Origin of the sequence: Mycobacterium sp. 29Ha (assembly GCF_032883055.1) — a bacterium.
In the GTDB taxonomy this organism is placed as follows: domain Bacteria; phylum Actinomycetota; class Actinomycetes; order Mycobacteriales; family Mycobacteriaceae; genus Mycobacterium; species Mycobacterium gallinarum.
This window is the reverse complement of sequence record NZ_JAMQTI010000033.1, coordinates 1-24,543: the sequence shown is the minus strand read 5'-3', so window position 1 is coordinate 24,543 and position 24,543 is coordinate 1. Positions and strand designations below refer to the sequence as shown.

Here is a 24,543-nt window from a genome sequence, read left to right as displayed (position 1 = left end):
CTCATGCATCCACTCTCTACGTACCGACTCCAAATGCGCGGCGACTGCTTCACATTCGCTGATGCGGAGAACCAACTCGACTATCTCGATGCGCTCGGCGTTTCTCACCTCTATCTGTCCCCGATCCTCACCGCCGCCGAAGGTTCGACCCACGGCTACGACGTCACCGACCCCCTGACGGTCTCGGCCGCGCTCGGTGGTGCTGACGGTTTGGCCCGATTGTCGGCGGCAGCACGGTCGCGCGGCATCGGGCTCATCATCGACATCGTCCCCAACCACGTCGGCGTGGACGATCCGCAGCAGAACCAGTGGTGGCTGGATGTGCTGACGCACGGCCGTGATTCGCCGTACTCCTCCTACTTCGACATCGACTGGGACCTGGATCCCGATGGCCGTATCGTGCTGCCGGTGCTCGGCGAGGACGGCGATGACCCGCCGCCGGGCTATCCCGCCGACAACACGCACTACCGAGCGATCGGCTGGCGCAACGGCATCTGCGGGTATCGGCGCTTTTTCTCCATCACGTCGCTGGCCGGCCTGCGTCAGGAGGACCGCGCCGTCTTCGACGCGACGCACGCCGAGGTCAAACGCTGGTTCGACGAGGGGCTTGTCGACGGTATCCGGATCGACCACCCCGACGGATTATCCGATCCCGCAGGTTATCTCGAATGGCTGCGCGAACTCGTCGGACCGCAGGCATGGATCGTCGTCGAGAAGATCCTCGCCGTCGACGAACCGCTGGAGCCCACGTTGCCTGTCGACGGCACCACGGGGTACGACGCGTTACGCGAAATCGGCGGCATATTCGTCGACCCCTCCGGAGCGGGCGCGCTGACCGGTCTCTTCGACTCCGCGGGTCAGGCCTACAGCACGTTGCCCGCACTGGCCACCGAACTCAAGGTCCAGGCCGTCACCGACACCCTCAAGAGCGAACTGGCCCGGCTGTGCCGCACGATCACGACCGCGACCGGCGCCGACCAACCCGATGTGCCCATCGCGGTGGCGACGCTGCTCAGTCACATCGAGGTCTACCGCTCCGACTACCGTGGGCTGTCGCTGATACTGCCGATCGCCTTCGCCGATGCCACCGCCGAACGGCCTGAACTTGCAGCCGCTTTCGCGATCATCGCGTCCGCGCTGGCCGTCAGCACCGAGACCAACGTGCGGCTGCAGCAGCTGTGTGGCGCGGCGACGGCGAAGTCGATGGAGGACTGCCTGTTCTATCGCGACGCGCGGTTGGTGTCGCTGAACGAGGTCGGTGGCGAACCGCAGCGCTTCGGTGTCAGCGTCGCCGAGTTCCACGAGCGCGCCGCCGTGCGCGCGCAGATGTGGCCGCACGCCATGGTCACCTTGACGACCCACGACACCAAGCGCGGCGAGGATGTGCGCGCGCGCATCGGAGTGCTGTCGCAGATACCGGCGCTGTGGGCGGAGCTGGCCGGCAAGTGGGCGCTGGCCGCCCCGCCACCGGATGCCGCGACCGGACTGTTCCTGCTGCAGAACATGTTCGGGGTGTGGCCCGTCGACGGCACCATCGACGCCGAGCTACGTGACCGGCTGCACGCCTACGCAGAGAAGGCCATCCGCGAGGCCGGGACGCAGACCACCTGGAACGAGCCGAACGACGAATTCGAGTCCGCGATTCACACCTGGATCGACGCCGTGCTTGACGGCCCCGTCGGTGCCGAGATGACGTCGCTGGTGGCACGCGTTGACCTTCATGCGCGCAGCGACGCACTCGGCCAGAAGCTGATCGCACTCACCGCGCCCGGCATTCCGGACATCTATCAGGGCACCGAGTTGTGGGAGGACAGCCTCGTCGACCCCGACAATCGCCGGCCGGTGGACTACTCAGCGCGCACGCACGCACTGGAGGCGTTGCGGCATCCGAAGATTCGGGTCGTGGCCGCGGCGTTGCAGCTCCGTCGGGAGCGCGCCGCCAGCTTCAGCGACGGTGGCTACACACCGGTACGGGCGGACGACCCATCAGCCGAGCATCTGGTGGGATTTCTTCGCGGCGACGACGTCCTGACCGCCGTCAGCCGGCACACGGTGCGGCTGTCGGAAACCGGTTGGGGCGACACCGCATTGGAGCTGCCCGGCGGGCAGTGGACCGACCGCATCTCGGGAATGCGGTTCAGCGGCCGGGTGCTCGCCGTTGAATTGTTCGCGGAACTGCCCGTAGCCCTCCTTGAGCGCACCGATGGCTGAATTCGCGGTGTGGGCGCCCATTCCCGAGCGGGTCCGGGTCGACGTGGACGGCACCCTGCACGAGATGACCGGATCGGCCGACGGGTGGTGGCGTGCCGACGTCGACGCCGCCACCGGGGCACGCTACGGTTTCGTCCTCGACGACGACCCGACGGTCCTGCCGGATCCGCGGTCCCCGCGTCAGCCAGACGGTGTACATGCCCGATCGGCGCTCTGGCGGCCCGACCCCAGCGCATGGACCGACGGCGACTGGGCCGGCGCACCGATCGACGGCCGGGTGATCTACGAGCTGCACATCGGGACGTTCACGCCGGGCGCGACGTTCGATTCGGCGATCGAGAAGCTGGACTATCTGGTGGATCTCGGCGTCGACTTCGTCGAAGTCATGCCCGTGAACGCCTTCGGCGGAACGCACGGCTGGGGCTACGACGGGGTGCTGTGGTACGCGGTGCACGAACCGTACGGCGGCCCCGACGCACTGGTTCGCTTCATTGACGCATGCCATCGGCGCGGGCTTGGTGTGCTGATCGACGCGGTGTTCAACCACCTCGGCCCGTCGGGGAACTACCTACCGCGGTTCGGTCCCTACCTTTCCTCGGGCAGCAATCCGTGGGGCGAGTCGATCAACATCAGCGGGCCGGACGCCGACGAAGTGCGCACCTATATCCTCGACTGCGCACTGCGCTGGATGCGCGACTTCCACGCCGACGGCCTGCGCCTGGACGCCGTACACGCCCTCGTCGACACGACGGCCATTCACATCCTCGAGGAGCTGTCCGCCGAAACCGACGCGCTGGCCGAAGAGTTGGGCCGGCCGCTGTCGCTGATCGCCGAAAGCGACCTCAACGATCCTCGACTGATCACCCCGCGCGACCGCGGCGGCTTGGGCATGACCGCACAGTGGGACGACGACATCCACCACGCGATCCACGCCGCCGTCTCGGGCGAACGTCAGGGCTACTACTCGGATTTCGGTTCGGTGGAAACGCTGGCGCAGACGTTGCGGCACGGGTACTTCCACGCCGGCACGTACTCGTCGTTCCGGCACCGGCGACACGGCCGCCCGCTGGATACGGCGACGATCCCGGCGAGCCGGCTGCTCGCCTACACGCTGACCCATGATCAGGTGGGCAATCGAGCGTGCGGCGATCGCCCTTCGCAGAACCTCACCTTCGGCCAGCTGGCGGTCAAGGCTGCGCTCGTACTCGGATCCCCCTACACCGGAATGCTTTTCATGGGCGAGGAATGGGGCTCGTCATCGCCGTTTCAATTCTTCACCTCACACCCCGAGCCGGAATTGGCCAGAGCCACCGCGGAGGGTCGCAAGCGCGAGTTCGCCGAGCATGGGTGGGATGCAGACGAGATCCCCGATCCACAGGACCCCGCCACCTACGAACGTTCCAAGCTGAAGTGGCAGGAGATCGACGAGGGCGAACACGGCCGGCTGCGTCACGTGTACCGGCAGCTGATCTCGTTGCGGCACAACGAACCCGACCTCGCCAATCCGTGGCTGGACGACATGCAGGTCGACTACGACGAGGACCGGCGGTGGATCGTGATGCAGCGCGGGTCGCTGGTCATCGCGTGCAACCTCGGGGCCGAGGCTGTCGACGTTCCCGTCACTGGCGAGGTGGTGCTGGCGTGGGATGATCCGTCAGCCGTCGACGCGAATTCGACGACGTTGCCCGCTCGATCGTTCGCGGTCCTTCGTCGCTCCTAGAGCAGGTAGCGATACGCAGGCGAGCCGGGCTCCAGCGTTTCGACGTGGATGTCGGACGCCTTCATTCGTTCGAGCAAACCGTCGAAGTCGGTGGCCGAGCCGAGTTCGATACCCACCAGCGCCTCACCGGTTTCGCGGTTGTTGCGCTTGACGTACTCGAACAGCGTGATGTCGTCGTTGGGGCCGAGCACTGTGTCGAGAAACCGCCGCAACGCACCCGGCTCCTGCGGGAAATCCACCAGGAAGTAGTGCTTGAGTCCGAGGTGCACCAGCGAACGTTCGAGCACCTCGCCGTAGCGGGATACGTCGTTGTTGCCACCCGAAATCACGCACACCACAGTTGATCCGGGCTCCAGCCGCGCCTCGAGCAGCGCTGCCACCGACAGCGCGCCCGCGGGCTCGACGATGATGCCCTCGTTCTGGTAAAGGTCGAGCATTGCGGTGCAGATTGCGCCCTCGTCGGCGGTGGTGATCGAAACCATGTCTCCCGCCGCGGCCAGGACCGCGTAGGTCAGCGTTCCCGCACGGTTCACCGCCGCGCCGTCCACGAACTGGTCGACATGCTCGAGGGTCACCGGTTGCCCCGCGGCCAGGGCGGCGATCATCGACGCCGCACCTGCCGGCTCGACGCCGAGCACCGACGTGTTTCTGGTCCGTTCGGCCAGATACGTGGTGATGCCGGCGATGCAGCCGCCGCCGCCGACCGGAACGATGACCAGATCCGGTTCGTCGTCGAGCTGGTCGAGAATCTCGGTGGCGATCGTGCCCTGCCCCGCCATCGTGCGCAGATCGTCGTACGGCGGGACCAGCGTGGCTCCGGTGCGCGCGATGTCGTCCAGCGCCGCTGCCGCGGCCTCGTCGTAGGTATGGCCCGTCACGATCAACTCGATGAACTCGCGTCCGTGATACCGGATGCGGTCACGCTTCTGCTTGGGCGTGTTACCCGGCACATAGACCCGGCCGCGGATACCCATCGATCGGCAGGCCATCGCGAAGCCCTGCGCGTGGTTGCCCGCCGATGAGCACACGACACCGGCAGCGATCTCCTCGGCCGACAGCTGCATGAGAATGTTGTGGGCGCCACGCAACTTGTAAGACCGCACAACTTGCTGATCTTCGCGCTTGAGGTAGACGTTTGCGCCGGTGGCCTCGGACAGCCGCTCACTGAACTGCAGCGGACTGCGCAGGACCACATCGGAAATGCGCTGAGCGGCCTCATCGATGTCGGCCGCAGACAGCGACGACGCGATCGGGCTCTGGCTCAGTTCAGCGGACACCGATCAATGGTGCCACCTACCTAGCCGTTCTCCGAAATGGACGGGTTAGCCAACCGGGGTCAACACGAACACCGGGATCTGCCGGTCGGTCTTGGTTTGGTACTCGGCATAGTCGGGCCACGCCTCGACCGCACGCTCCCACCAGACCGCCTTTTCGTCGCCGAAGACTTCACGAGCCTCGTAATCCCTCGTCACAGCGCCGTCCTGGAGTTCGACGCGAGGATGCGCCTTGACGTTGAAGTACCAGACCGGGTGCTTCGGGGCACCGCCCAACGATGCGACAACCGCGTACTGGCCATCGTGTTCCACCCGCATGAGCGGGGTTTTCCGGATCTTGCCGGTCTTGGCGCCGATTGTGGTCAGCAGGATGAGGGGCTTGTCCTTCATCTCGACGCCCTCGGTGCTGCCTGTTTGCATGATCTTGTCGGCATGATCGCGGACCCAATCCCACGGACTGGCCTCGTATTCTCCGGAAAGTGGCATGTCAGACAGCTTAGGCCGACTACAAAAAGTGAGTCACCTCATCCGGTGTTTCGGTTGCCCGAAAACTCACTTACGAGCTATCGTCAAACCATGACCGTGCGCGACCAAGTGAGTATCGCCGGAGTTCCCTGGCCGGTGTACAAGGTGCTCGCCCTGGCTGTGGCGGCAATCGTGCTCGTCATCGTTGCCGTCGCGACGGCAAGCGCTGCACCGGCGGTGCTGGCCGCAGCGGCCGCCGGCACCGTGGTGTGGCTCGGCCTCGGCGCCTTTCAATCGACTGACTGAGCTGTCGACAAATCAGGCCCTCCCCGAATAGGGAGGGCCTGACTCGTATTTGGATCAGCGGTGGTAGCCCGGCACCTTGGCCTCGACGCGGGCCACACCGTGCAGGTGATGCACCGGCGCGGGGTGGGCCTTGACGACCGGCGCGTACGAGTAGCCTGGGCCGCTCGGTGCGGTCGAGGTGGCCGCGTTGGCCATGCCCGCCATTCCCAGGCCGGCTGCGCCGATGATGCCGGCCGACATGATCGGCAGTGCGATGAAACGGGTGATCCGGGTGTTGAAGTTGGTGGTCATCTGATGCTCCTGCTTTAGTGCTTCGCGCCGGTTTGCCGGCATGACTAAAGAATGCCGTGGCCAGCCTGTTCGGTCTGTCCGCCGATCGGCCGCCACACCGGGGGAATTCAGGTGTCCCCCAATCGGGGGAACCGACTATGACGCCTCAACCAGACCCTTCAGCGTGGCCAGGTCCGCTGCGACCGCGGCCACGTCGTCGGCGAGCTCTTCATCGGTCATGCCCGGGCGCCGCCGAACGGAGAAAACCACCTCACATGCCGTCTCACCCATCCCGGCGGGGACGACCCGAAACGGGTTGTACACCTGCTCCCCCGACGGCATCCGCACCACATGGTCCAGCACCCCGAACCGGTTCGGCGGGGCGAACTCCACTGTCACGGTGCCCATCGGCGAATCGGCGACCCAGCCCTCCGGGCTCTGTCGGAGCTCGCCGGCGGCCAGGCCGGCGGCCCACTGCGGCCAGGTCTGCGGATCCGCCGCGAATTCGTAAGACGACGTCGGGTGCAACGTCGATCCAAATGCTGACGTGTCGCGATTCCATACCTCCATCGTGGCGCACACACTTGCCTGATGGACACCACACCCGAACCCCCGAAGCCGGTCGAGGAGTTCATGCGTCGCGCCGAGGCCATGGCGTCGGACGCTGAACTTCGCGTTCCGTCGTGGCTGCGTCCCGGCGACCCGGAAAACCGAATGCCGGTGCTGACGGCCCTGATGGTGGCAATCGCCCTGCAACTCGCGATACCGAAGAGCTACACGGTGGTTCCGCGATGGCCGCTGATCGCCATGGAGATATTGCTCCTCATCGTGCTGGTGGGATTGAACCCGCTGCGGCTGAAGCGTCAGACGATCTTCGGCACGTGGGCGAGCTATGTGCTGCTGGCCGCCATCACGATCGACAACAGCCTGTCGGCGCTGATCCTGGACATCCGCATTCTGTCCGGCGAGGTGAGCAACAACGCCGCTGTCCTGCTCGGCAGTGGCGCCGCGATCTATGTAACGACCGTCATCGTGTTCGGGATCTGGTACTGGGAGTTGGACCGCGGAGGGCCATTCGCCAGACGCCACGGCAGCCGTCCCTACCCCGACTTCATGTTTCCGCAGATGACGGAACGTGAACTGGCGCCGCCGAACTGGCGTCCGGAGTTTTTGGATTACCTGTACGTCAGCATCACCAATGTGGTGGCGTTCTCGCCGACCGACACCATGCCGATGACGCGTCGGGCGAAGGTGATGATGACCGCGCAGGCACTGATTTCGTTTACGACGTTGGCACTCGTGATCGCAAGAGCGGTGAATGTCCTGGGCTGATATCGGCCGAATACACTGGTGCCGGTTCGGATTCTGCGCTACGCGTGCTAGCGATCCGTGAACAGGCTGTTGAGCTCGTCGAAGCTCGCCGATTCTGCCAGCCCCGCGAATGACCCGTCTTCGACAATGCGACGCGCGGCCGAGAGGAACGCGCCCCACGCGACACGCGTCAATGCGGATCCGACACTGACCCGCCGCACCCCGAGCTCCGCGAGATCGTTGACCATCAGCCCCGTATCCGACGACATCAGCACGTTGACGGGTGCGGGACGCAGCGCGTCGACGAGTGCGGAGATGTCTTCTCGCGTCCGCATTCCCGGTGCATAAAGCACGTCTGCTCCCGCCTCCGAGAAAGCCTGCAACCGAGTGATCGCCTCGCGCAGCGGATCGGGGTGATCGTAGAGAAAGCACTCCGCGCGTGCGGTGAGGAGTACATCGGCGCCGTCGATTGCGGCGTACGCGACGCGTATCCGTTCAACCGCCTCCGGCAACGAGTACAACGGCTCCTCGGCGCCGCCTCTCGTGTCCTCGATCGACAAGCCGGCGACACCGGTTGCCACACATCGACGGACGTTGGCGGCCAGCCCGTCCAGATCGTGGGCGTATCCAGCCTGGAAGTCGGCGTTCACCGGCAACTCGACCGCGTCGACGATCTCGGCGATGTTGCGCAGCGCGCCCTCAACGCCCAGCGCCGTCGGCGTATCGGGTAAACCCTGAGCAAAACAGGCACCGGCACTCGTCGTGGCCAGTGCGGGAAAGCCCATGGCCGCGAGCGCGATCGCGGTCCCGCGGTCCCACGGATTCGGAATGACGAAGCAGCCGCGTTCGTGCAGTTCGCGAAACGACATCAGCCCAGGCAACCGGGGCCCAACAGCGCCTTCAGATCACCCATCAACGCCGATGAGGCCGTCACCCTCAGGGATGCGTCGAGTTCCAGTGTGGTGATGCGCTCGCCGCTGATCAGCCGCAGGTGCACCTGCGCGGTTCCGGGATGGCGGGCCAGCACCTGTTTGAGTGCGGTCACCTTGTCGACCGTGCATTGGCGGGTCGGAAGTGTGACGGCCACCGGACGATTGACCTGAGCACTCGAAAAATCAGGTACGACAAGGTCGTTGGCGATCAGTGAGATCCTGTCGTCACGGATGGCAACCTTGGCCCCCACGAGGACCACCGCATCATCGGCGATCTCGGCACCGAACGTCGAATACGTCTGCGGAAAGAACAACACCTCGATACCGCCGGTGAGGTCTTCCACTTGCGCGGACGCCCAAGGCAACCCGTTCTTGTTGACCCGCCGGTTGACCGACGCCAGTATGCCGCCGATCCGCACCTGGGTGTCGTTGGCGACGTCGCCGTCGAGAATCGCCGGAATCGCCGTGTCGACCTGCGCCGTCAGCAGGTGGGCGATGCCGTTGAGTGGATGGCCGGACACATAGAGGCCGAGCATTTCGCGCTCCAGTGCCAGCTTGTGCTTGTCCTCCCACTCCTCGTCGGGCACCTTGATGGTGAACACCGCGTCGGTGGCCGTGTCGGCACCGCCGAACAGGTCGAACTGACCCATCGCCTCGGCCTTCTTCGTCCCGAGCACCGAATCGACCGCATCGGTATGGATCAGGAACAGGCCCTTACGCGGGTGGCCCAGCGAGTCGAACGCGCCCGCCTTGATCAGCGATTCAGTGACCTTCTTGTTGCAGGCGGCGATGTCGATCTTGTTGAGGTAGTCCGAGAAGTCGACAAACTTACCCTTCGCGGTGCGCGAACCGATCAGCGAGGCAACGACATTCGCGCCGACGTTGCGCACCGCGCCCAGCCCGTACCGGATGTCCTCACCCACCGAGGCGAAGTTGAGGCTCGACTCGTTGACATCGGGCGGTAGCACCGTGATGCCGAGTCTGCGGCAGTCGGCGAGATAGACCGCCGCTTTGTCCTTGTCGTCACCGACCGACGTCAGCAGCCCGGCCATGTACTCAGCCGGGAAGTTGGCCTTCAGATAGGCGGTCCAGTACGACACCAGGCCGTAGCCGGCGGCGTGCGACTTGTTGAAGGCGTAGTCCGCGAACGGCAGCACCGTGTCCCACAGCGCCTTGATGGCCGCCGCCGAGAATCCGTTGGCCTTCATGCCGTCGGAGAAGCCCTCGAATTCCTTCTCCAGGACTTCGCGCTTCTTCTTGCCCATGGCTTTTCGCAGAATGTCTGCTCGGGCGAGCGAATAGCCGGCGACCTTCTGCGCGATGCGCATGATCTGCTCTTGGTAGACGATCAGCCCGTAGGTCTCGGCGAGGATCTCGCGCAGCGGTTCTTCCAACTCCGGGTGGATGGGCTTGATCGCCTGGCGGTTGTTCTTACGGTCGGCGTAGTCGTTGTGGGCGTTCATGCCCATGGGTCCTGGCCGGTACAGCGCGATGACCGCGACGACGTCCTCGAACCCGGTGGGCTGCATGCGGCGCAGCAGATCGCGCATCGGGCCGCCGTCGAGCTGGAACACCCCGAGCGTGTCACCGCGGCCCAGCAGCGCATACGCGGCCGGGTCATCGAGCGGCACAGTTTCGAGGTCGAGATCGATTCCGCGGTTTGCGCGGATGTTCTCCAGGCAGTCGCCGATGATCGTGAGGTTCCGCAAGCCGAGGAAGTCCATCTTCAGCAGACCGATGGCCTCACACGAGGGGTAGTCCCAGCCGGTGATGATGGCACCGTCCTGCGGCCGCTTCCACAGCGGAATCGCGTCGACCAGCGGCTCGCTGCTCATGATCACCGCGCACGCGTGCACACCGGCGTTACGGACCAGACCCTCCAGACCGCGGGCCGTCTCGTAGATGGTGCGCACGTCGGGGTCGGTGTCGATCAGCCCGCGAACCTCGGCGGCCTCCTTGTACCGCTCGTGGTTCGGGTCGGTGATGCCGGACAGCGGGATGTCCTTGGCCATGATCGGCGGCGGCAGCGCCTTGGTGATCCGGTCGGCGATCGCGAAGCCGGGCTGGCCGTAGTTGACTCGGGCCGAATCCTTCAACGCCGCTTTGGTTTTGATGGTACCGAAGGTGATGACCTGGGCCACCCGGTCGCTGCCCCACTTGTTCGCCGCGTAGCGCAACATCTCGCCGCGACGACGGTCGTCGAAGTCGATGTCGATGTCGGGCATCGACACACGTTCGGGGTTCAGGAACCGCTCGAACAGCAGCCCGTACGGGATGGGGTCGATGTTGGTGATACCCAGCGCGTAGGCGACCAGCGATCCCGCGGCCGAACCTCGTCCCGGCCCCACCCGGATCTCCACCGAGCGCGCGTAGTTGATGAGGTCGGCGACGATGAGGAAGTAGGACGGGTAACCCTTCTCGCAGATGACCTTGATCTCAAAGGCGGCCCGCTCGACGTACTCGGTGGGAACCGCCGCACCGGGGAAGCGGCGCTGCAGACCGGCGTCGACCTCATGCTGCAGCCAGCTCGCCTGGTCGTGGCCCTCGGGAACCGGGAAGATCGGCATTCGGTCTTTCGGCGTCCAGACGTCAGCGTAGCTCTGCACCCGTTCGGCGATCAGCAGTGTGGAATCGCATGCGCCCGCGACCTCGCCGTCCCAGAGCGCGCGCATCTCGGCGGCCGATTTCAGGTAGTAGCCGTCGCCGTCGAACTTGAACCGATTGGGGTCCGACAGCGTCTTGCCGGTCTGCACACACAGCAGCGCCTCGTGGTTGCGGGAGGCATCGCGGGTGACGTAGTGGCAGTCGTTGGTTGCCAGTGGCGGGATGCCGAGCTTCTGGCCGATCTCCAGCAAGCCCTCGCGGACCCGGCGCTCGATGTCCAGGCCGTGGTCCATCAACTCGAGGAAATAGTTGTCGGGTCCGAAGATCTCCCGCCACTTGGCGGCCGACTCGAGCGCCTCACGTTCCTGCCCGAGCCGCAGCCGCGTCTGCACCTCGCCCGACGGGCAGCCGGTGGTGGCGATGATGCCCTCGGCGTTTTCGGCGATGATCTCGGCGTCCATGCGCGACCACTTGCCGAGCTGGCCCTCGAACGACGCCAGCGACGACAGCCTGAACAGGTTGCGCAAACCGGTCGCATTCTCGGCGACCATCGTCATGTGGGTATAGGCGCCGCTGCCCGACACGTCGTCGGACTTCTGCGACGGGTCGCCCCACTGGACGCGTTTGGTGTCGAAACGTGAACCCGGTGCGATGTAGGCCTCGACGCCGATGATCGGCTTGATGTCCACGTCGGTCGCGGCGTTGTAGAACTCGCTGGCGCCGAACATGTTTCCGTGATCCGTCATGCCGATCGCGGGCATTTCGAGCCGTTGCGCCTCGGCCAGCATCGGCTGGACCTTCGCGGCACCGTCCAGCATCGAATACTCGGTGTGGTTGTGCAGATGCACGAAGGACGACGAGTTCATAGGGACGCCAGTCTATGGCGGTCCTCCGACAGATCTCGGCGTGTCGCGGTGCGTGTCTTGCGGCCCGCCAATCGACAGGAAACCGCCGACCACAGGGCGTTATCGACCGCGCAACACCTTATCGAGGCTCTGCGACCACTGCAGACGTGGGCAGATGAGTGGGCTGCCGGTCAGAACGCAGCCGATCCAGCCTGAGCAACCGCTTGACCTCGGATTTCGCCGGCAGTTGCCATCCGAGTTGGGCGACGACGCCAGTCGCGACGAGGCCTGCAACCATCGCGGTGAACCAGAAGCCGGGCATGCTCCAACGCTAGGGCGCAGGACGCGCCGAGGAATCGGGTGTTTCCCTATGTTCTGGTTCGCGTTCCGGGTTGCGGGGGCTCTCCGGCGACGTGGTGCGCGCCCGCCGCAGCGCATCGGCGCTGAACACCAACAGGGCGAGCCAGATGAGCGCGAATCCCACCCAGCGCGCGGGCGGCATCGGTTCGTGGCCGACGAATATGCCCCAGGTCAGTTGCATCGCCGGGGTCACGTAGAAGAGCAGCCCCATCGTCACCAGCGGCAGCCGCTGAGCCGCCGCGGCGAACAGCAACAGCGGCAGCGCCGTCACCGCACCTGAAAAGACGAGAAGCGCGATGTGGCCGGCGCCGAAGTCGGTGAAGGTACCCGGCCCCGCGCCCTCGAGCACGGCGATATAAGCCAGCGCGAATGGTGCGGCTACCGCTGCTTCGATACCGACGCTGACCCGCGGATCGGTCGGTACCACCTTCTTCACCGCGCCGTAGAGTCCGAACGACAGCGCGAGCCCGAGTCCGATGACCGGGGGTGCGCCGACCTCCACCGTGAGCACGACCACGGCGACCACGGCGATTGCCAACGCGCCGAGCTGAGCACGGTTGAGCTTTTCGCGAAAGATCAACAGCCCCAACGCGACAGTGACCAACGGGTTGATGAAGTACCCCATTGCGGCGTCGACGACGTGGCCGTTGTTGACGGCGTAGATGTAGATGCCCCAGTTGATGGAGATGAGCGCCGACGCGCACACCAGCAGCAGCCAGACCCGAGCGGTGATGGTGCGCAGGTCACGAAGCCGGCGCGCCGCGGCGATGACGAACACCATCAGCACGCACGTCCACACGATGCGGTGTGACAGCACTTCGAGCGCACTCGCCGGTTTCAGAAGCGGAAAGAAGGCGGGGAACACACCCCACATCGCGTAGGCGCCGATGCCGTAGAGAAGCCCGGTCGTTCTCACAGCTCGTGGTGCCGCAACACTTCGAGCGCGTGCTGCAGATCAGGTGGGTACGGACTGGTGATCTCGACGTGCCGTCCGTCGGCAGGATGCGCGAACGCCAGAGAGCGGGCGTGCAGCCATTGGCGCTCCAGCCCTAGCTTGCGGGCCAGCGTCGGGTCCGCGCCATAGGTGAGGTCACCCGCGCACGGATGGTGTAGGGCCGCGAAATGCACCCGAATCTGGTGTGTGCGACCAGTTTCCAGATGGACGTCGAGCAGGCTGGCGGCTTGATGCGCCTCCAGTGTGTCGTAGTGGGTGATGCTGTGCCTGCCCCCCTCGGTGACCGCGAATTTCCAGTCGTTCCCGCGATGACGTCCGATCGGCGCGTCGATGGTGCCACTGGACGGATCGGGATGGCCCTGCACCAGTGCGTGATAGCGCTTGTCGACGGTGCGCGCCTTGAAGGCGCGCTTGAGCACCGTGTACGCGCGTTCCGAGAGCGCCACCACCATGACACCGGAGGTGCCGACGTCGAGTCGATGCACGATGCCCTGACGCTCATGGATTCCCGACGTGCTGATGCGGAAACCCGCCGCGGCCAGGCCGCCGAGCACCGTCGGTCCGTGCCAGCCGACCGTGGCGTGCGCAGCGACACCCGGCGGTTTGTCGACCGCGACGATGTCGGCGTCCGAGTAGAGAATCTCCATGCCCTCGATCTCGACGGGCGTATTCTCCACCGGCGCAGGCGCTTCCGGCAGGCGTACTTCCAGCCAGGCCCCGGCGACCAACTTGTCGGATTTCCCCGCGGGCGCACCGTCGACGTCGACGCCGCCGTCTTCGGCCAGTGCCGCCGCAGCCGTCCGCGACAGTCCGAGGAGCCGCGCCAGACCCGCGTCGACGCGCATGCCTGCCAGCCCTTCCGGGACCGGCATCGAGCGGGTGGTCACTCTGACGAGTCGCCCGTACGGCGCCCGACGGTGTCGAAGTCGAAACCGAACAGCGACAGCGCGACGAGCAGGATCGCCCCGCCGACCACCGATGGGTCGGCGACGTTGAACACCGGCCACCACCCGACGGAGAAGAAGTCGACGACGTGGCCCCGCAGCGGGCCGGGCGACCGGAAGAATCGATCGACCAGGTTGCCCATCGCCCCGCCGAGGATCATCCCGAGGCCGAGTGCCCACCACGGCGAAACCAGACGGCGGCCCATCCAGATGATCCCGATGACGACCCCGGTCGCGATCAGCGTCAGCACCCAGGTGTAGCCGGTGGCCATCGAGAACGCGGCGCCCGAATTGCGGACGAGGGTCCACGTGACGGTGTCACCGATGATCGAGACGGGCTGGCCGGGGGTGAGCAGCCTGACCGCGAGCACCTTGGTGACGATGTCGGCGATCAGCACAATTCCCGCGACGGTCAGCAGCAGCCGAAGCCGGCGCCGCGGCGCGGGTTGCTCCTCCTGCGTCGGTGCCTCGGTGCCAGTCGTGGCCTCGTCCGACGCCGGGGATTCATCAGTCACTCCCCCATCATTCCAGGGCCGGAATACGCAAGAATTCCACCCATGGCCCGCCTCGTCGTCATCACCACCGGCGGCACCATCGCCACCAGCGCCGACGACCGCGGCGTGAAGCGCCCGACCCGAACCGGCGCCGACCTTACTTCCGGGCTCGACGTGCAGGTCGTCGACCTGATGGCGGTGGACAGCTCGATGCTCACGCTCGCTGACTGGGACCGGATCAGCGCGGCGGTGCGCTCTGCGTCCGACGTCGACGGCGTCGTGATCACGCACGGCACCGACACGATGGAGGAAACGGCGCTGTGGCTGGAGTTGACGTATGACGGGCGGGCCCCGGTCGTGCTCACCGGGGCGCAGCGCAGTGCCGACGCCCCCGACGCCGACGGTCCGGCCAATCTGCGCGATGCGCTGACGGTCGCCGCGAGCACACACGCGCAGGGCCTGGGTGCACTGGTGAGTTTCGCGGGCGCGGTGTGGCAACCGCTCGGCCTGCAAAAGGTCGCGACGGCGGATCTGCGGGGTTTCGCGGGGGTGGCGATCGGCTCGGTGTCGGATGCGACGTTCGCAGTACAGGCCACTAAGGACCGCCCGTTCCTTGCGGCCGCCTCCGCGGCGAAGGCGCCGAGGGTGGACACCATCGCGGTGTATCCGGGCGGCGACGCTGTGGCGATGGACGCGTGCGTCGCCGCGGGTGCGCGAGGTCTGGTACTTGCGGCCCTGGGTTCGGGCAATGCGGGCGCCGCCGTGATCGAAGGCGTACGACGGCATCGCCGCGACGGTGTCGCCGTCGCGGTGTCGACACGCGTGCCCGATGGGCGGGTCAGCCCCGGGTACGGCCCGGGCCGTGACCTCGCCGACGCCGGAGCGGTCATGGTGCCGCGACTGCGCCCGCCCCAGGCCCGCGTCCTGCTGATGGCCGCGCTGGCAGCCGGTTCGCCCGTCGCGGACGTGTTCGCGCGCTGGGGCTGATGTGCAGGAACCGTGAGCGTTCCGCGTCGGCTAACTCTGGTGGCGGCTGAGCTCGTCGAGATAGTCCGCCCAATCCAGGCTGTCGACGGGGTTGGCCCGGGCGATCTCCGGATCGTCCGCGCGCAGCGTGTGCACCGGGCCCGGTCCGGTTCCGCGGGTCTCGAAACGCACCGTCATCACACCGTGGCCGGCGCCCTGGATCCACCCATGCCCGTGGGTGGTGTGCACGACGTCGTCGCCGATCCGCCAGGCCGGCGGCGTGGCTGCGGTCTCCGTCAACGTCGGCGGCAACTGCGAGCCCGAGACCTCCTCCGCCAGCAACTCGAGATCGGGGAACAGCGACTCCTGCTGAACCTCAGACAGTCCTGAAAAGCCAACGCCGACAAGGCGGATGGGCCCCACCTCGATCGGGTCGAGTAGCAACCGCCGAGCGGTCGCAATCAGGTTGGCGGCATCGGTGGTGGCGTACGGCAGCGTGGCCGACCTGGTGAGGATTCCCATGTCGGACTTCTTCAGCTTGACCGTGATGGTTCGCGCGCCGCGACCGTCCTTCTGTAGCCGGGTGTGGGCGTGTTCACCGATACGCGCTACGGCTTCCCGTAGTTGGTCGAGGGTCGTGAGGTCCTCGGGGAACGTCGACTCGGCGCTGATCTGCTTGGCGGGCGAATTCTCGGCGACGGGTCGGTCGTCGATGCCGCGGGCCAGCCGGTGCAGCGCCGCGCCGACGGTGCCGCCGAGGATATCGGCGGCTTCGGCATCGCTCAGTGCGGCGAACGCCCCGATGGTGTCGATGCCGAGTCGGTGCAGCTTTTCCTCGGCGACCGGTCCGATGCCCCACAGCCGGCGCACGGGCAGCGCGTCGAGCACCACCCGCTCCTCGCTGCGCGAGACCACCCGGATGCCGTTGGGCTTCGCGAGGTCCGAGGCGATCTTGGCGACCTGCTTGCCCGAGCCGGCGCCGACGGACGCGACCAGCCCCGTTTCGCCGAGCACCCTGGACTTCAGCGTCCGGCAGAACGCTTCGACGTCGTCGGCCGAGGCGCCCGCGAGTTCGGCGGGCTCACCGAAAGCCTCGTCGAAGGAGAGCTGCTCGAGCACCGGGACGAAGCCGCGCACGGTGTCGAACACCCGGCGGCTGGCGACGCCGTAGACGACACCACGCGGCGGCAGGACAACGGCGGTGGCGCCCACCATTCGCCTGGCCATGTGCATGGGCATCGCGGAGCGGGCGCCGAACACCCGGGACTCGTAGCTCGCGCCGGCGACCACCCCGCGGCCGCCCAGCCCACCCACCAGCACCGGCCTACCACGGAGGGTGGGTCGGGTCAGCTGTTCGACCGACGCGAAGAACGCGTCCATGTCGAGATGCAGCACCCACCGACCTTCCACACCCGCCGATGCTATTTCGCTAGCCTGACGTCCATGGCGCAACGTGTCGGTCAACGGAGCGGCTTCGGCCGGTGGGTCGACCACTTCGAAGCCAACGACGACGTGCACCGTCGGGTGGACGCCGCGATCGACTTCGACGCAGACTGCACCGTCCCCGAGACCGTGCGTCGGCCGCTGATCGCCTCGGTACGCAGATTCCAGCTGGGCGAAAGCGGCGACGGCCGGCAGCTGATCCGCAACGCCGAGCGTGCAGGCGACTCCGAATACGTGCGTGCGATAACCCTTTTCGTCGCCGAAGAGCAGCAGCATGCCGCGCTGCTACTGCGGCTGCTCGGATACCTCGGTGGCGCCCCGATGAGCACACACTGGTCAGACGCCATCTTCGTCCGCTTACGCCGTCTGCTGGGCCTGCGTACCGAGTTGATGGTGCTGACCGTCGCCGAGGTCGTCGCCCTGTCCTATTACGGGGGGCTGGCCGCGGCGGGCCCGGATCCGGTGACGCGCGCCGTCGCTGCTCGGATTGTCGACGACGAGAACGCCCACGTGCGGTTTCAGCGCGACCGCCTGCGTGCCGGTTTCGCGGATTCGCGGGCATCGATGCGCGCACTAGCCTTGGGCCTGTGGTGGGTGGTCGCGGTCGGTGCGACGGTGGTCGTCGCCGTCGATCACCGGGGTGTGCTCGATGCGATCGGCTATCGACGCACGAAGTTCGTCCGCGACGTCCTCGCCGATTTCGCGGGGCTGGCGACGGCCGTCATGTTCGACCGAAAGTCCTTGTCGTGGACGTGATCACGTCGCTCCCAGCGAGCGCGGAGCTGAGCGAAGTCGCCGACGAGGCGCAACGTATCGAGGAGATGGGCTTCGATGCCGTCCACGTGTCCGAGACCGTTCGCGATCCGTTCGCCGTCTGCACCCTGGCGCTGGAGCACACCACGACGCTGGTGGTCCGGACCAGCATGGTGGTCGCTTTCGCCCGCAGTCCGATGGTCACCGCCTACTCGGCGTGGGAACTGGCCCGCTACTCCGGTGGCCGCTTCGAGCTCGGCGTCGCCACGCAGGTGAGGGGCAACATCGTCGGACGGTTCTCGATGCCGTGGACCGACCCTGCCGCGCAGCTGCGTGACTATGTCGCATCCCTGCGCGCGATTTTCGCCGCCTTCGCGAACGGCCAAGGCGTGGACCACCACGGCAGCCACTACACATTCACCCGGCTGCAGCCGTACTTCAATCCGGGCCCCATCGAGACGGCTCCCCCGCCGATCTGGACGGGCGGCGTCAACCGCAGGATGTGCCGACTCGCCGGCGCCGTCGCCGACGGCTTCGTCGCGCATCCCACCAGTTCGCACCCGGCGGTGCTGCGCGAGTACGTCCTGCCCGCGCTCGCCGACGGTGCGGCGAAGGAGGGGCGCACCGACGGCGGCCCCCGGCTGGTCGTCGTGCCGCGGGTCATCTCGGGACGTGACGACGCGGCTGTCGCCGCCGCGCGTGACGAGCTTCGGACCGAACTCGCCTTCCTGTACTCCACGCCGGCGTATCAGCGCACACTCGAGCTGTTCGGACTGGGCGACGTCGCTGCCCGCCTCAGCGAGCACGCCCGTCGCAAGGAATGGTCCGCGCTCGCCGATGTACTCACCGATGACGTTGTGAGTCAACTCGTTCCGCAGGGGACCTACGAGGAGCTACCCGGTGTTCTCGCGTCCTGGTACGCCGGGGTGTGCGACGGGATCTCGCTCGACGTGCCGTCTGATCCGGCCGATGACGACGAGTTCACCTTGATGCTCGGCCGCGTCAAGGCGATCCCGTCCCGGATTTAGGGACAGGCAACCACGTGGACGATGTGCCGATTCGCGACGAGACGATCCGCCTGGGTCAGTTCCTGAAACTGGCGGGGTTGATCGACAGCGGAGCAGACGCCAAGGCGGTCATCGCCGACGGGCTGGTCATCGTCAACGGCGCAGTCGAGCGCCGCAGGGGCCGACAGCTCCGCTCGGGTGACACCGTGGAGTTCAACGGCCGTCGCGCACGGGTGAGCTGACACAGCCGCTCGGATCAGACCTTCGCGATCTCCACCCGTACGCCGTCACCGATCTCGCTACCGTCCGTGAGGTCACCGAATTCGAAGCTGGTGGCCAGGATTTCACGCGCTATGAGCTCGCTGTGTGTGCGCGCCCAGCTCTGGTGGGCGGCAGGCACCGACATCACCACCGAGATGCGGTCGGAGACGTCGAGCCCCGTCGACTTGCGCAGCTCCTGCAGTTCGCGGATGCGGTCCTTGGCCCAGCCCTCGGCCTCCAGCTCATCGGTGACGGTGCCGTCCAGCACCACCAGCCCGGCGCCGTCGGGCAACGCGGCGGTGTACTCGGGGTCGGCCGCCACCAGCCGGGAGCTGTATTCCTCGGGGAGGAGGAGCGCGGGCCCGGCCTTCAGCGTCCCGTCGGCATTCGCGATCGCCTCGCCGGCCTTGACTGCCTTGATGGCGGCCTGAACGTCCTTGCCGAGCCGCGGACCGGCCACCTTCGCGTTGACGGTCAGCTCGAACCGACCGTAGTTGGCGATGTCGTCGGTGAGCTCGACCTCCTTGACGTTGAGCTCGTCGGCGATCAAGTCGCGGTACCGCTCGAGCCGCTGCGGGTCGTCCAGGGCCACGGTGAGTTTCGGCAGCGGCAGCCGCACTCGCAGCTTCTTGGCCTTGCGCAGCGACGAGCCGGCCGAGGCGACCACGCGAACGAGGTCCATGTCGGCCACCAACTGCGGATCCTTCGGCAGCAGGTCTGCGTCCGGCCAGTCGGTCAGGTGCACCGAGCGCTCCCCGGTCACACCGCGCCAGATCACCTCGGTGACGAGCGGCAGCAGCGGAGCGGCGAGCCTGCCGCACACTTCCAGCACGGTGTGCAGCGTGTCGATGGCGTCGGGATCCTCTTCCCAGAACCGCGAACGCGACCGTCGGACATACCAGTTCGTCAACGCATCGGTGAACTGACGCAGCTGGTCGCACGCTCCCGAGATGTCGCAGACATCCATGGAATCGGTGAGTTCGTCGCGCAGCACGGCGAGCTTGGCCAGGATGTAGCGGTCCAGCACGTTCGCCGAGTCGGTCCGCCACGTGCCCTTCTTCGGCGCGTAAAGCGTCAGGAAGGTGTAGGCGTTCCACAGAGGCAGCAGCACCTGCCGGACACCCTCGCGGATTCCCTGCTCGGTGACAATCAGGTTGCCGCCGCGCAGGATTGGCGACGCCATCAGGAACCAGCGCATGGCGTCGGAGCCGTCGCGGTCGAAAACCTCGGTGACGTCGGGGTAGTTGCGCAGCGACTTGCTCATCTTCTGGCCGTCGTTGCCCAGCACGATGCCGTGCGCCACACAGGTCTTGAACGCCGGACGGTCGAATAGCGCAGTGGCCAGGACGTGCATGGTGTAAAACCACCCACGGGTCTGCCCGATGTACTCGACGATGAAATCGGCGGGGTTGTGATCGTCGAACCACTCCGCGTTCTCGAATGGGTAGTGCACCTGTGCATACGGCATCGACCCCGAGTCGAACCACACGTCAAAGACGTCCTCGATGCGGCGCATCGTCGACTTTCCCGTGGGATCGTCCGGGTTCGGCCGGGTCAACTCGTCGATGTAGGGACGATGGAGATCGTCCGGCCGCACGCCGAAGTCGCGTTCGAGCTCGTCGAGACTGCCGTAGACGTCGACGCGCGGGTATGCCGGGTCGTCGGACTTCCACACCGGAATCGGGCTGCCCCAGTACCGGTTTCGCGAGATCGACCAGTCGCGGGCGCCCTGCAGCCACTTACCGAACTGGCCGTCCTTGACGTGCTCGGGGTACCAGGTGATCTCTTGGTTCAGCTCGACCATGCGGTCGCGGAAATCGGTCACCTTGATGAACCACGACGACACGGCGCGATAAATCAACGGGTTCCGGCAGCGCCAACAGTGCGGATAAGAGTGGTCGTATGTCTCGTGGCGCAACAGCACCGCGCCGTTGACAGCCGCCGAGCGCGCCTGGTTCTTCAGATCGCGGATGATCTGCGGGTTCGCATCGAACACGTGCTGGCCGGCGTATTCGGGCACCGTCGCGTCGAACCTGCCCTTGGTGTCGACCGGCGTGACGGCGACGATGTCGGCCGCCTGGGCCGTGGCCATATCGTCCTCGCCGTACGCCGGCGACATGTGGACGATGCCGGTGCCGTCCTCGGTGCTGACGAAGCCCGCAGGCAGCACCTGAAACGCGTTGCGCGCCCCTTCGCTGTCCATGAAGTACGGAAACGGCGGAAGATAGCGCGTGCCGAGTAGCTCGCGTCCGCTGTAGGTGGCCACCACCTCGGGCTCGTCTCCTACCTCGCGGGCATAGGCCGCCAGCCGCGCCTGTGCCAGCACGTAGCGGCGGCCATCGGGTGCCCGCACGCAGACGTAGGGGATGTCGGGGCCCACCGCGACCGCCTGGTTCGACGGCAGCGTCCACGGCGTCGTTGTCCAGATCAACAGGTGGGCCCCCTCCAGATCTCCAGAGACCACCTTGAACCCGACGGTCAGCGCCGGGTCCTGGCGCATTTGATAGACGTCGTCGTCCATCCGCAGTTCGTGGTTGGACAACGGCGTCTCGTCGTTCCAGCAGTACGGCAGCACCCGGTTGCCCTCGTAGGCCAGGCCCTTGTCCCACAGCTGCTTGAACGCCCAGATCACCGATTCCATGAAGCCGAGATCCAGCGTTTTGTAATCGTTGTCGAAGTCGACCCACCGAGCCTGGCGGGTGACGTAGGCCTGCCATTCGTCGGTGTACTTGAGCACCGAAGCGCGGCACGCCTCGTTGAACTTCTCGATGCCCATCTCTTCGATCTGCGCCTTGTCGGCGATGCCAAGCTGACGCTGCACCTCGAGTTCGGCGGGCAGGCCGTGAGTGTCCCAGCCGAAGCGGCGATCCACCTTGTAGCCGCGCATGGTGCGGTAGCGCGGCACGATGTCCTTGACGTAGCCGGTCAGTAGGTGGCCGTAATGCGGAAGACCATTGGCGAACGGCGGACCGTCGTAGAACACATAATCCGGCGATCCGTCCCGGCGCGCGATGCTGGCACGGAACGTGTCGTCGGAGTTCCAGTAGTCCAGGACGTCGGCTTCCAGCGCCGGGAAATTGGGCGCTCCAGCGGCCGGCTTCGGATAGGCGGTCACGTGTCTCCTGTGCCTGATTGTGGCCTCCTGGCCACGGAAGCCATGAGGTCAAAGGCACGGGGACGACGTCGCGCGGTGCGCGAGCGCCGCGGTACCACCCCGCTTGCGTACATCACCTGATTCGACGATGTACGCCGCTCACTTAGGGCGATGACGAGCCCACCCGTTCGGTTCTACTGAGCTGGAATCAGCCGTTCTTCCGAAGGCTCCCCGGTGATGGCCGGATCGACGCCGTTCTCGCCAAGTCTAAGTGACGAGCGCAAATCGCATCCACCGCGCGCAGTAGCTCTCAGACGGCAGGCAGCGCGTCCGTGGTCATCTCGTAGAGCGCGAGCGGGAACTGCTCGGCAAGCTCTTCGATGGTGTACGGCTCGAAATAGCTCGTGTCGTACCACCAGTCCACGTGAATCAGCCCTTGGGTGCGGTACACCCGCATCTCCAGCGCGTGGCCCAGCCCCGGAGGCGTCTCCTGCACCGGCACCGGCACCGAGCTGTCGGGCACCTGGCCCAAGTAGTTGAAGTACACCTCCGACATCCCGCCGTCGGTGTGCTCGGCTGCCGAGGCCAGGGCGTTGTGCACGCCGCGGAGAATGTCGGTGGCGCTGGCCTGTGCAGCCGTCACGCACATCACCGGGACCGCGTCCAGCAGGCTGGCGCGTTCGCTGGCCACGTCGATGGGGACGATGCCCTCACCGAGCGTCTTGGCGATCGTGCGAGCGAGCGCCGCAAGGAGGAGTTCGTCGGTTGGCGCACCCAGCCACTCGGAGGCTCCGTCGAGTTCGGCGGTGAGTTCCTCGTTGTCGAGAGTCGACAGCCGCACCATGCCCGCGGCGCGAGAAGCGACCGGGACGTCATGATCCACCACGTGGATCGTTGCTAATGCAATTTCAGTAAAGGACTTAAAGGCCTCTTTAGCCGTCATACGCAACTGAGAAGCAACCATGGCCCCACGATAGCCCAAGTGTCCCAAATTTGGGATAGGCCTCCCGAAACTGTGACGGTGGTGTCAATTAAGGCAAAGCCTTCCGGTTTGCGGTTCGCACTGCCCATTTTATGAAGATTGCTTTATTGTATGAAGGGTGCCACGTACCGACGAGAACGGCAGACAGCTAAAAGCCCTGCTTGATTACCTACTTGACGGCGACGTTGACGCCAAAGACATTTACGACGCGCTCGGGATCTCGAGTAGTACGTACTACCGGCGCATCAAAGAAGCCGACTACCCTGACGCCGAAGAATTGCGCCGAGTGTCGGATAGATTCGGCGTCAGCTACCCAGACCTGCAGATCAGGTTCGGCCTGATGAGCGAACAAGAGGTGTGGAGCTACATCGAGTCTGCGCCATTCGGCAGGACCGTTCTGCGCGAGGCTTTGGACACCCGGACGCCCATCCGAGCCAGCCATCGAACCCGCGCGCCAAGGCTTTCCGAGCTGAAACCGCGCAGTGACGCGCCCCCGCTGTAGCTCTATACTTTGCTGAGTACACCGCGGCTCGAAAGCGACATTCATGGGTCTGACAACTCTTATTGCGATCACGCTTTGCTGTATCGCGTGGAGTTTGTGGATTCGCCGAGTCACATGGTCGTCCCGTTGGGAGTTCGCCGCAACTCTGAACATCGCTTTGCAGGGCGGCGCGGTACTGCTTATGTCACCGTGGGCCTCGGAGACCCTGGGCGCCTTTCTCCACTCGCTCACAGGTAAGTGGAACCTCGAGGACTACATCGGCCACGATCTGTACATCGTCGCCGCGTCGGCGGTCGTGTACAACGCGCTGGGCCGGTTGCAGCAGGATCACGAACTGCAGCGGTCGTTCAAGCAGTACGTGGAGTACCCCGCGACGCTGTGCATCCCCCTGCTGCTGGTGGCGTTCACCCTCGGTAACGGCGCGAAGATCTACAAGGCCGACTTCTTCCAGGTGCCGACCGACTTCTGGCTGAACATGTACTGGCTGCTGCTGTGCGGCACGCTCATCTACCTGCTGGGGTACGGCGCCCGGGCGCTGCTCGTCTTGCGTAAGGACCCGCGCTCACGCACGGTCGCCAACATCTACCTCGTGTCGTCGGCCGCCGGCATCGCCGCCTGCCTGGTCCGACTCGCCACCGCCTTCATTCCCCAGCTGCAGACCGTCAACGCCGGCACCGCGCTGACGTGGATATTCGCCTGCATGTGCGGCGCCGGTTTCGCCATCACCTCTGCGGAGTCCTGGCGCAAGAAGACCAGGTGGTTTTCGACCGCCAAGCGCTGAGCGGAGTTCGGCCTAACTGTACTGCCCAGGCAGGTTGGTCAACCGCGTTATAGGCGGGACCTT

At 66.0% G+C, this 24,543-nt stretch carries 22 protein-coding genes and 1 pseudogene; 10 read left to right on the top strand and 13 right to left on the bottom strand.

Annotated elements, in window-relative coordinates; genetic code table 11:
* Positions 1-3: 3 nt before the first annotated feature.
* On the top strand, positions 4-2,211 hold the full coding sequence (gene treY / locus M1248_RS29710) for a malto-oligosyltrehalose synthase (RefSeq protein ID WP_317150555.1): 2,208 nt from the start codon (positions 4-6) through the stop codon (positions 2,209-2,211).
* Positions 2,204-3,931: a malto-oligosyltrehalose trehalohydrolase gene (gene treZ, locus M1248_RS29705; RefSeq protein WP_163727588.1), complete on the top strand. Its 1,728-nt coding sequence runs from the start codon at positions 2,204-2,206 to the stop codon at positions 3,929-3,931. Before treY ends, treZ begins: the two co-directional genes overlap by 8 nt.
* Here treZ and ilvA read toward each other — a convergent pair.
* Together ilvA and M1248_RS29695 are read right to left on the bottom strand one after the other, a co-directional pair.
* The gene (gene ilvA, locus M1248_RS29700; protein WP_317150554.1) at positions 3,928-5,208 is read right to left on the bottom strand and encodes a threonine ammonia-lyase IlvA; all 1,281 of its coding nucleotides are present in this window, start codon (positions 5,206-5,208) and stop codon (positions 3,928-3,930) included. The two genes, treZ and ilvA, sit on opposite strands and share 4 nt — an antisense overlap.
* Positions 5,209-5,253: 45 nt before the next feature.
* Positions 5,254-5,691: a nitroreductase family deazaflavin-dependent oxidoreductase gene (locus M1248_RS29695; protein ID WP_163727583.1), complete on the bottom strand. Its 438-nt coding sequence runs from the start codon at positions 5,689-5,691 to the stop codon at positions 5,254-5,256.
* Between the two features lie 90 nt (positions 5,692-5,781).
* Here M1248_RS29695 and M1248_RS29690 point away from each other — a divergent pair, with 90 nt between their 5' ends.
* Positions 5,782-5,976 (top strand): hypothetical protein, encoded by a 195-nt coding sequence (locus M1248_RS29690; protein ID WP_083123357.1) that lies wholly within the window; start codon positions 5,782-5,784, stop codon positions 5,974-5,976.
* Positions 5,977-6,030: 54 nt separating this feature from the next.
* Here M1248_RS29690 and M1248_RS29685 read toward each other — a convergent pair whose 3' ends face one another.
* On the bottom strand, positions 6,031-6,267 hold the full coding sequence (locus M1248_RS29685; protein ID WP_163727580.1) for a hypothetical protein: 237 nt from the start codon (positions 6,265-6,267) through the stop codon (positions 6,031-6,033).
* 135 nt (positions 6,268-6,402) lie between these two features.
* A pseudogene (locus M1248_RS29680) lies at positions 6,403-6,808 on the bottom strand (SRPBCC family protein).
* A 71-nt stretch (positions 6,809-6,879) separates the two neighbouring features.
* On the opposite strand from M1248_RS29680, the gene M1248_RS29675 reads away from it, so the two are divergent.
* A complete protein-coding gene (locus M1248_RS29675) occupies positions 6,880-7,578 on the top strand; it encodes a hypothetical protein (protein ID WP_410506759.1) in 699 nt (232 codons plus the stop codon).
* 47 nt (positions 7,579-7,625) lie between these two features.
* Here M1248_RS29675 and M1248_RS29670 read toward each other — a convergent pair whose 3' ends face one another.
* From M1248_RS29670 to lspA, 6 genes are all read right to left on the bottom strand, one after another.
* A complete protein-coding gene (locus M1248_RS29670; RefSeq protein WP_317150553.1) occupies positions 7,626-8,426 on the bottom strand; it encodes an isocitrate lyase/phosphoenolpyruvate mutase family protein in 801 nt (266 codons plus the stop codon).
* Entirely contained in the window at positions 8,426-11,959 is a 3,534-nt protein-coding gene (dnaE, locus tag M1248_RS29665; RefSeq protein WP_163727570.1) for a DNA polymerase III subunit alpha, read from the bottom strand. Before dnaE ends, M1248_RS29670 begins: the two co-directional genes overlap by 1 nt.
* 118 nt (positions 11,960-12,077) lie before the next feature.
* A complete protein-coding gene (locus M1248_RS29660; RefSeq protein ID WP_163724382.1) occupies positions 12,078-12,260 on the bottom strand; it encodes a hypothetical protein in 183 nt (60 codons plus the stop codon).
* Between the two features lie 9 nt (positions 12,261-12,269).
* Positions 12,270-13,214 carry an EamA family transporter RarD gene (rarD, locus tag M1248_RS29655; RefSeq protein WP_163727567.1) on the bottom strand — a complete coding sequence of 315 codons (945 nt, stop codon included), beginning with the start codon at positions 13,212-13,214 and terminating at the stop codon, positions 12,270-12,272.
* Positions 13,211-14,125: an RluA family pseudouridine synthase gene (locus M1248_RS29650; protein WP_410506758.1), complete on the bottom strand. Its 915-nt coding sequence runs from the start codon at positions 14,123-14,125 to the stop codon at positions 13,211-13,213. Before M1248_RS29650 ends, rarD begins: the two co-directional genes overlap by 4 nt.
* Before the next feature lie 11 nt (positions 14,126-14,136).
* Positions 14,137-14,712, bottom strand: a complete 576-nt coding sequence (gene lspA, locus M1248_RS29645) for a signal peptidase II (protein ID WP_163727563.1) — start codon at positions 14,710-14,712, stop codon at positions 14,137-14,139.
* Positions 14,713-14,754: 42 nt separating this feature from the next.
* Here lspA and M1248_RS29640 point away from each other — a divergent pair, with 42 nt between their 5' ends.
* Complete coding sequence (locus tag M1248_RS29640; protein ID WP_163727561.1) at positions 14,755-15,678, top strand: asparaginase; 924 nt, start codon at positions 14,755-14,757, stop codon at positions 15,676-15,678.
* A gap of 30 nt (positions 15,679-15,708) precedes the next feature.
* Here the strand turns inward: M1248_RS29640 and M1248_RS29635 are convergent, their stop codons facing one another.
* Entirely contained in the window at positions 15,709-17,052 is a 1,344-nt protein-coding gene (locus M1248_RS29635; RefSeq protein WP_410506757.1) for a DNA polymerase IV, read from the bottom strand.
* A gap of 48 nt (positions 17,053-17,100) precedes the next feature.
* Here M1248_RS29635 and M1248_RS29630 point away from each other — a divergent pair, with 48 nt between their 5' ends.
* The 3 genes from M1248_RS29630 to M1248_RS29620 are packed head-to-tail and all read left to right on the top strand — an operon-like array spanning position 17,101 to position 19,102.
* Positions 17,101-17,856 (top strand): ferritin-like domain-containing protein, encoded by a 756-nt coding sequence (locus M1248_RS29630; protein WP_163727557.1) that lies wholly within the window; start codon positions 17,101-17,103, stop codon positions 17,854-17,856.
* Entirely contained in the window at positions 17,847-18,881 is a 1,035-nt protein-coding gene (locus M1248_RS29625; protein ID WP_163727554.1) for a TIGR03617 family F420-dependent LLM class oxidoreductase, read from the top strand. Before M1248_RS29630 ends, M1248_RS29625 begins: the two co-directional genes overlap by 10 nt.
* Before the next feature lie 14 nt (positions 18,882-18,895).
* Complete coding sequence (locus M1248_RS29620) at positions 18,896-19,102, top strand: RNA-binding S4 domain-containing protein (RefSeq protein WP_163727551.1); 207 nt, start codon at positions 18,896-18,898, stop codon at positions 19,100-19,102.
* Between the two features lie 14 nt (positions 19,103-19,116).
* Here the strand turns inward: M1248_RS29620 and ileS are convergent, their stop codons facing one another.
* Positions 19,117-22,236: an isoleucine--tRNA ligase gene (ileS, locus tag M1248_RS29615; protein ID WP_317150552.1), complete on the bottom strand. Its 3,120-nt coding sequence runs from the start codon at positions 22,234-22,236 to the stop codon at positions 19,117-19,119.
* 289 nt (positions 22,237-22,525) lie between these two features.
* Positions 22,526-23,098, bottom strand: a complete 573-nt coding sequence (locus tag M1248_RS29610) for a hypothetical protein (protein ID WP_317150551.1) — start codon at positions 23,096-23,098, stop codon at positions 22,526-22,528.
* A 217-nt stretch (positions 23,099-23,315) separates the two neighbouring features.
* On the opposite strand from M1248_RS29610, the gene M1248_RS29605 reads away from it, so the two are divergent.
* Positions 23,316-23,699: an XRE family transcriptional regulator gene (locus M1248_RS29605; protein ID WP_317150550.1), complete on the top strand. Its 384-nt coding sequence runs from the start codon at positions 23,316-23,318 to the stop codon at positions 23,697-23,699.
* 43 nt (positions 23,700-23,742) lie between these two features.
* The gene (locus M1248_RS29600) at positions 23,743-24,480 is read left to right on the top strand and encodes a hypothetical protein (protein WP_163727537.1); all 738 of its coding nucleotides are present in this window, start codon (positions 23,743-23,745) and stop codon (positions 24,478-24,480) included.
* Positions 24,481-24,543 lie beyond the last annotated feature (63 nt).

Excerpts from the sequence above, each read along its gene's own strand:
- treY (WP_317150555.1), top strand. The coding sequence starts at position 4 with ATGCATCCACTCTCTACGTACCGACTCCAAATGCGCGGCGACTGCTTC.
- treZ (WP_163727588.1), top strand. The coding sequence starts at position 2,204 with ATGGCTGAATTCGCGGTGTGGGCGCCCATTCCCGAGCGGGTCCGGGTC.
- M1248_RS29695 (WP_163727583.1), bottom strand. The coding sequence starts at position 5,691 with ATGCCACTTTCCGGAGAATACGAGGCCAGTCCGTGGGATTGGGTCCGC.
- M1248_RS29690 (WP_083123357.1), top strand. The coding sequence starts at position 5,782 with ATGACCGTGCGCGACCAAGTGAGTATCGCCGGAGTTCCCTGGCCGGTG.
- M1248_RS29685 (WP_163727580.1), bottom strand. The coding sequence starts at position 6,267 with ATGACCACCAACTTCAACACCCGGATCACCCGTTTCATCGCACTGCCG.
- M1248_RS29675 (WP_410506759.1), top strand. The coding sequence starts at position 6,880 with ATGCGTCGCGCCGAGGCCATGGCGTCGGACGCTGAACTTCGCGTTCCG.
- M1248_RS29670 (WP_317150553.1), bottom strand. The coding sequence starts at position 8,426 with ATGTCGTTTCGCGAACTGCACGAACGCGGCTGCTTCGTCATTCCGAAT.
- dnaE (WP_163727570.1), bottom strand. The coding sequence starts at position 11,959 with ATGAACTCGTCGTCCTTCGTGCATCTGCACAACCACACCGAGTATTCG.
- M1248_RS29660 (WP_163724382.1), bottom strand. The coding sequence starts at position 12,260 with ATGCCCGGCTTCTGGTTCACCGCGATGGTTGCAGGCCTCGTCGCGACT.
- M1248_RS29650 (WP_410506758.1), bottom strand. The coding sequence starts at position 14,125 with ATGCCGGTCCCGGAAGGGCTGGCAGGCATGCGCGTCGACGCGGGTCTG.
- M1248_RS29640 (WP_163727561.1), top strand. The coding sequence starts at position 14,755 with ATGGCCCGCCTCGTCGTCATCACCACCGGCGGCACCATCGCCACCAGC.
- M1248_RS29630 (WP_163727557.1), top strand. The coding sequence starts at position 17,101 with ATGGCGCAACGTGTCGGTCAACGGAGCGGCTTCGGCCGGTGGGTCGAC.
- M1248_RS29600 (WP_163727537.1), top strand. The coding sequence starts at position 23,743 with ATGGGTCTGACAACTCTTATTGCGATCACGCTTTGCTGTATCGCGTGG.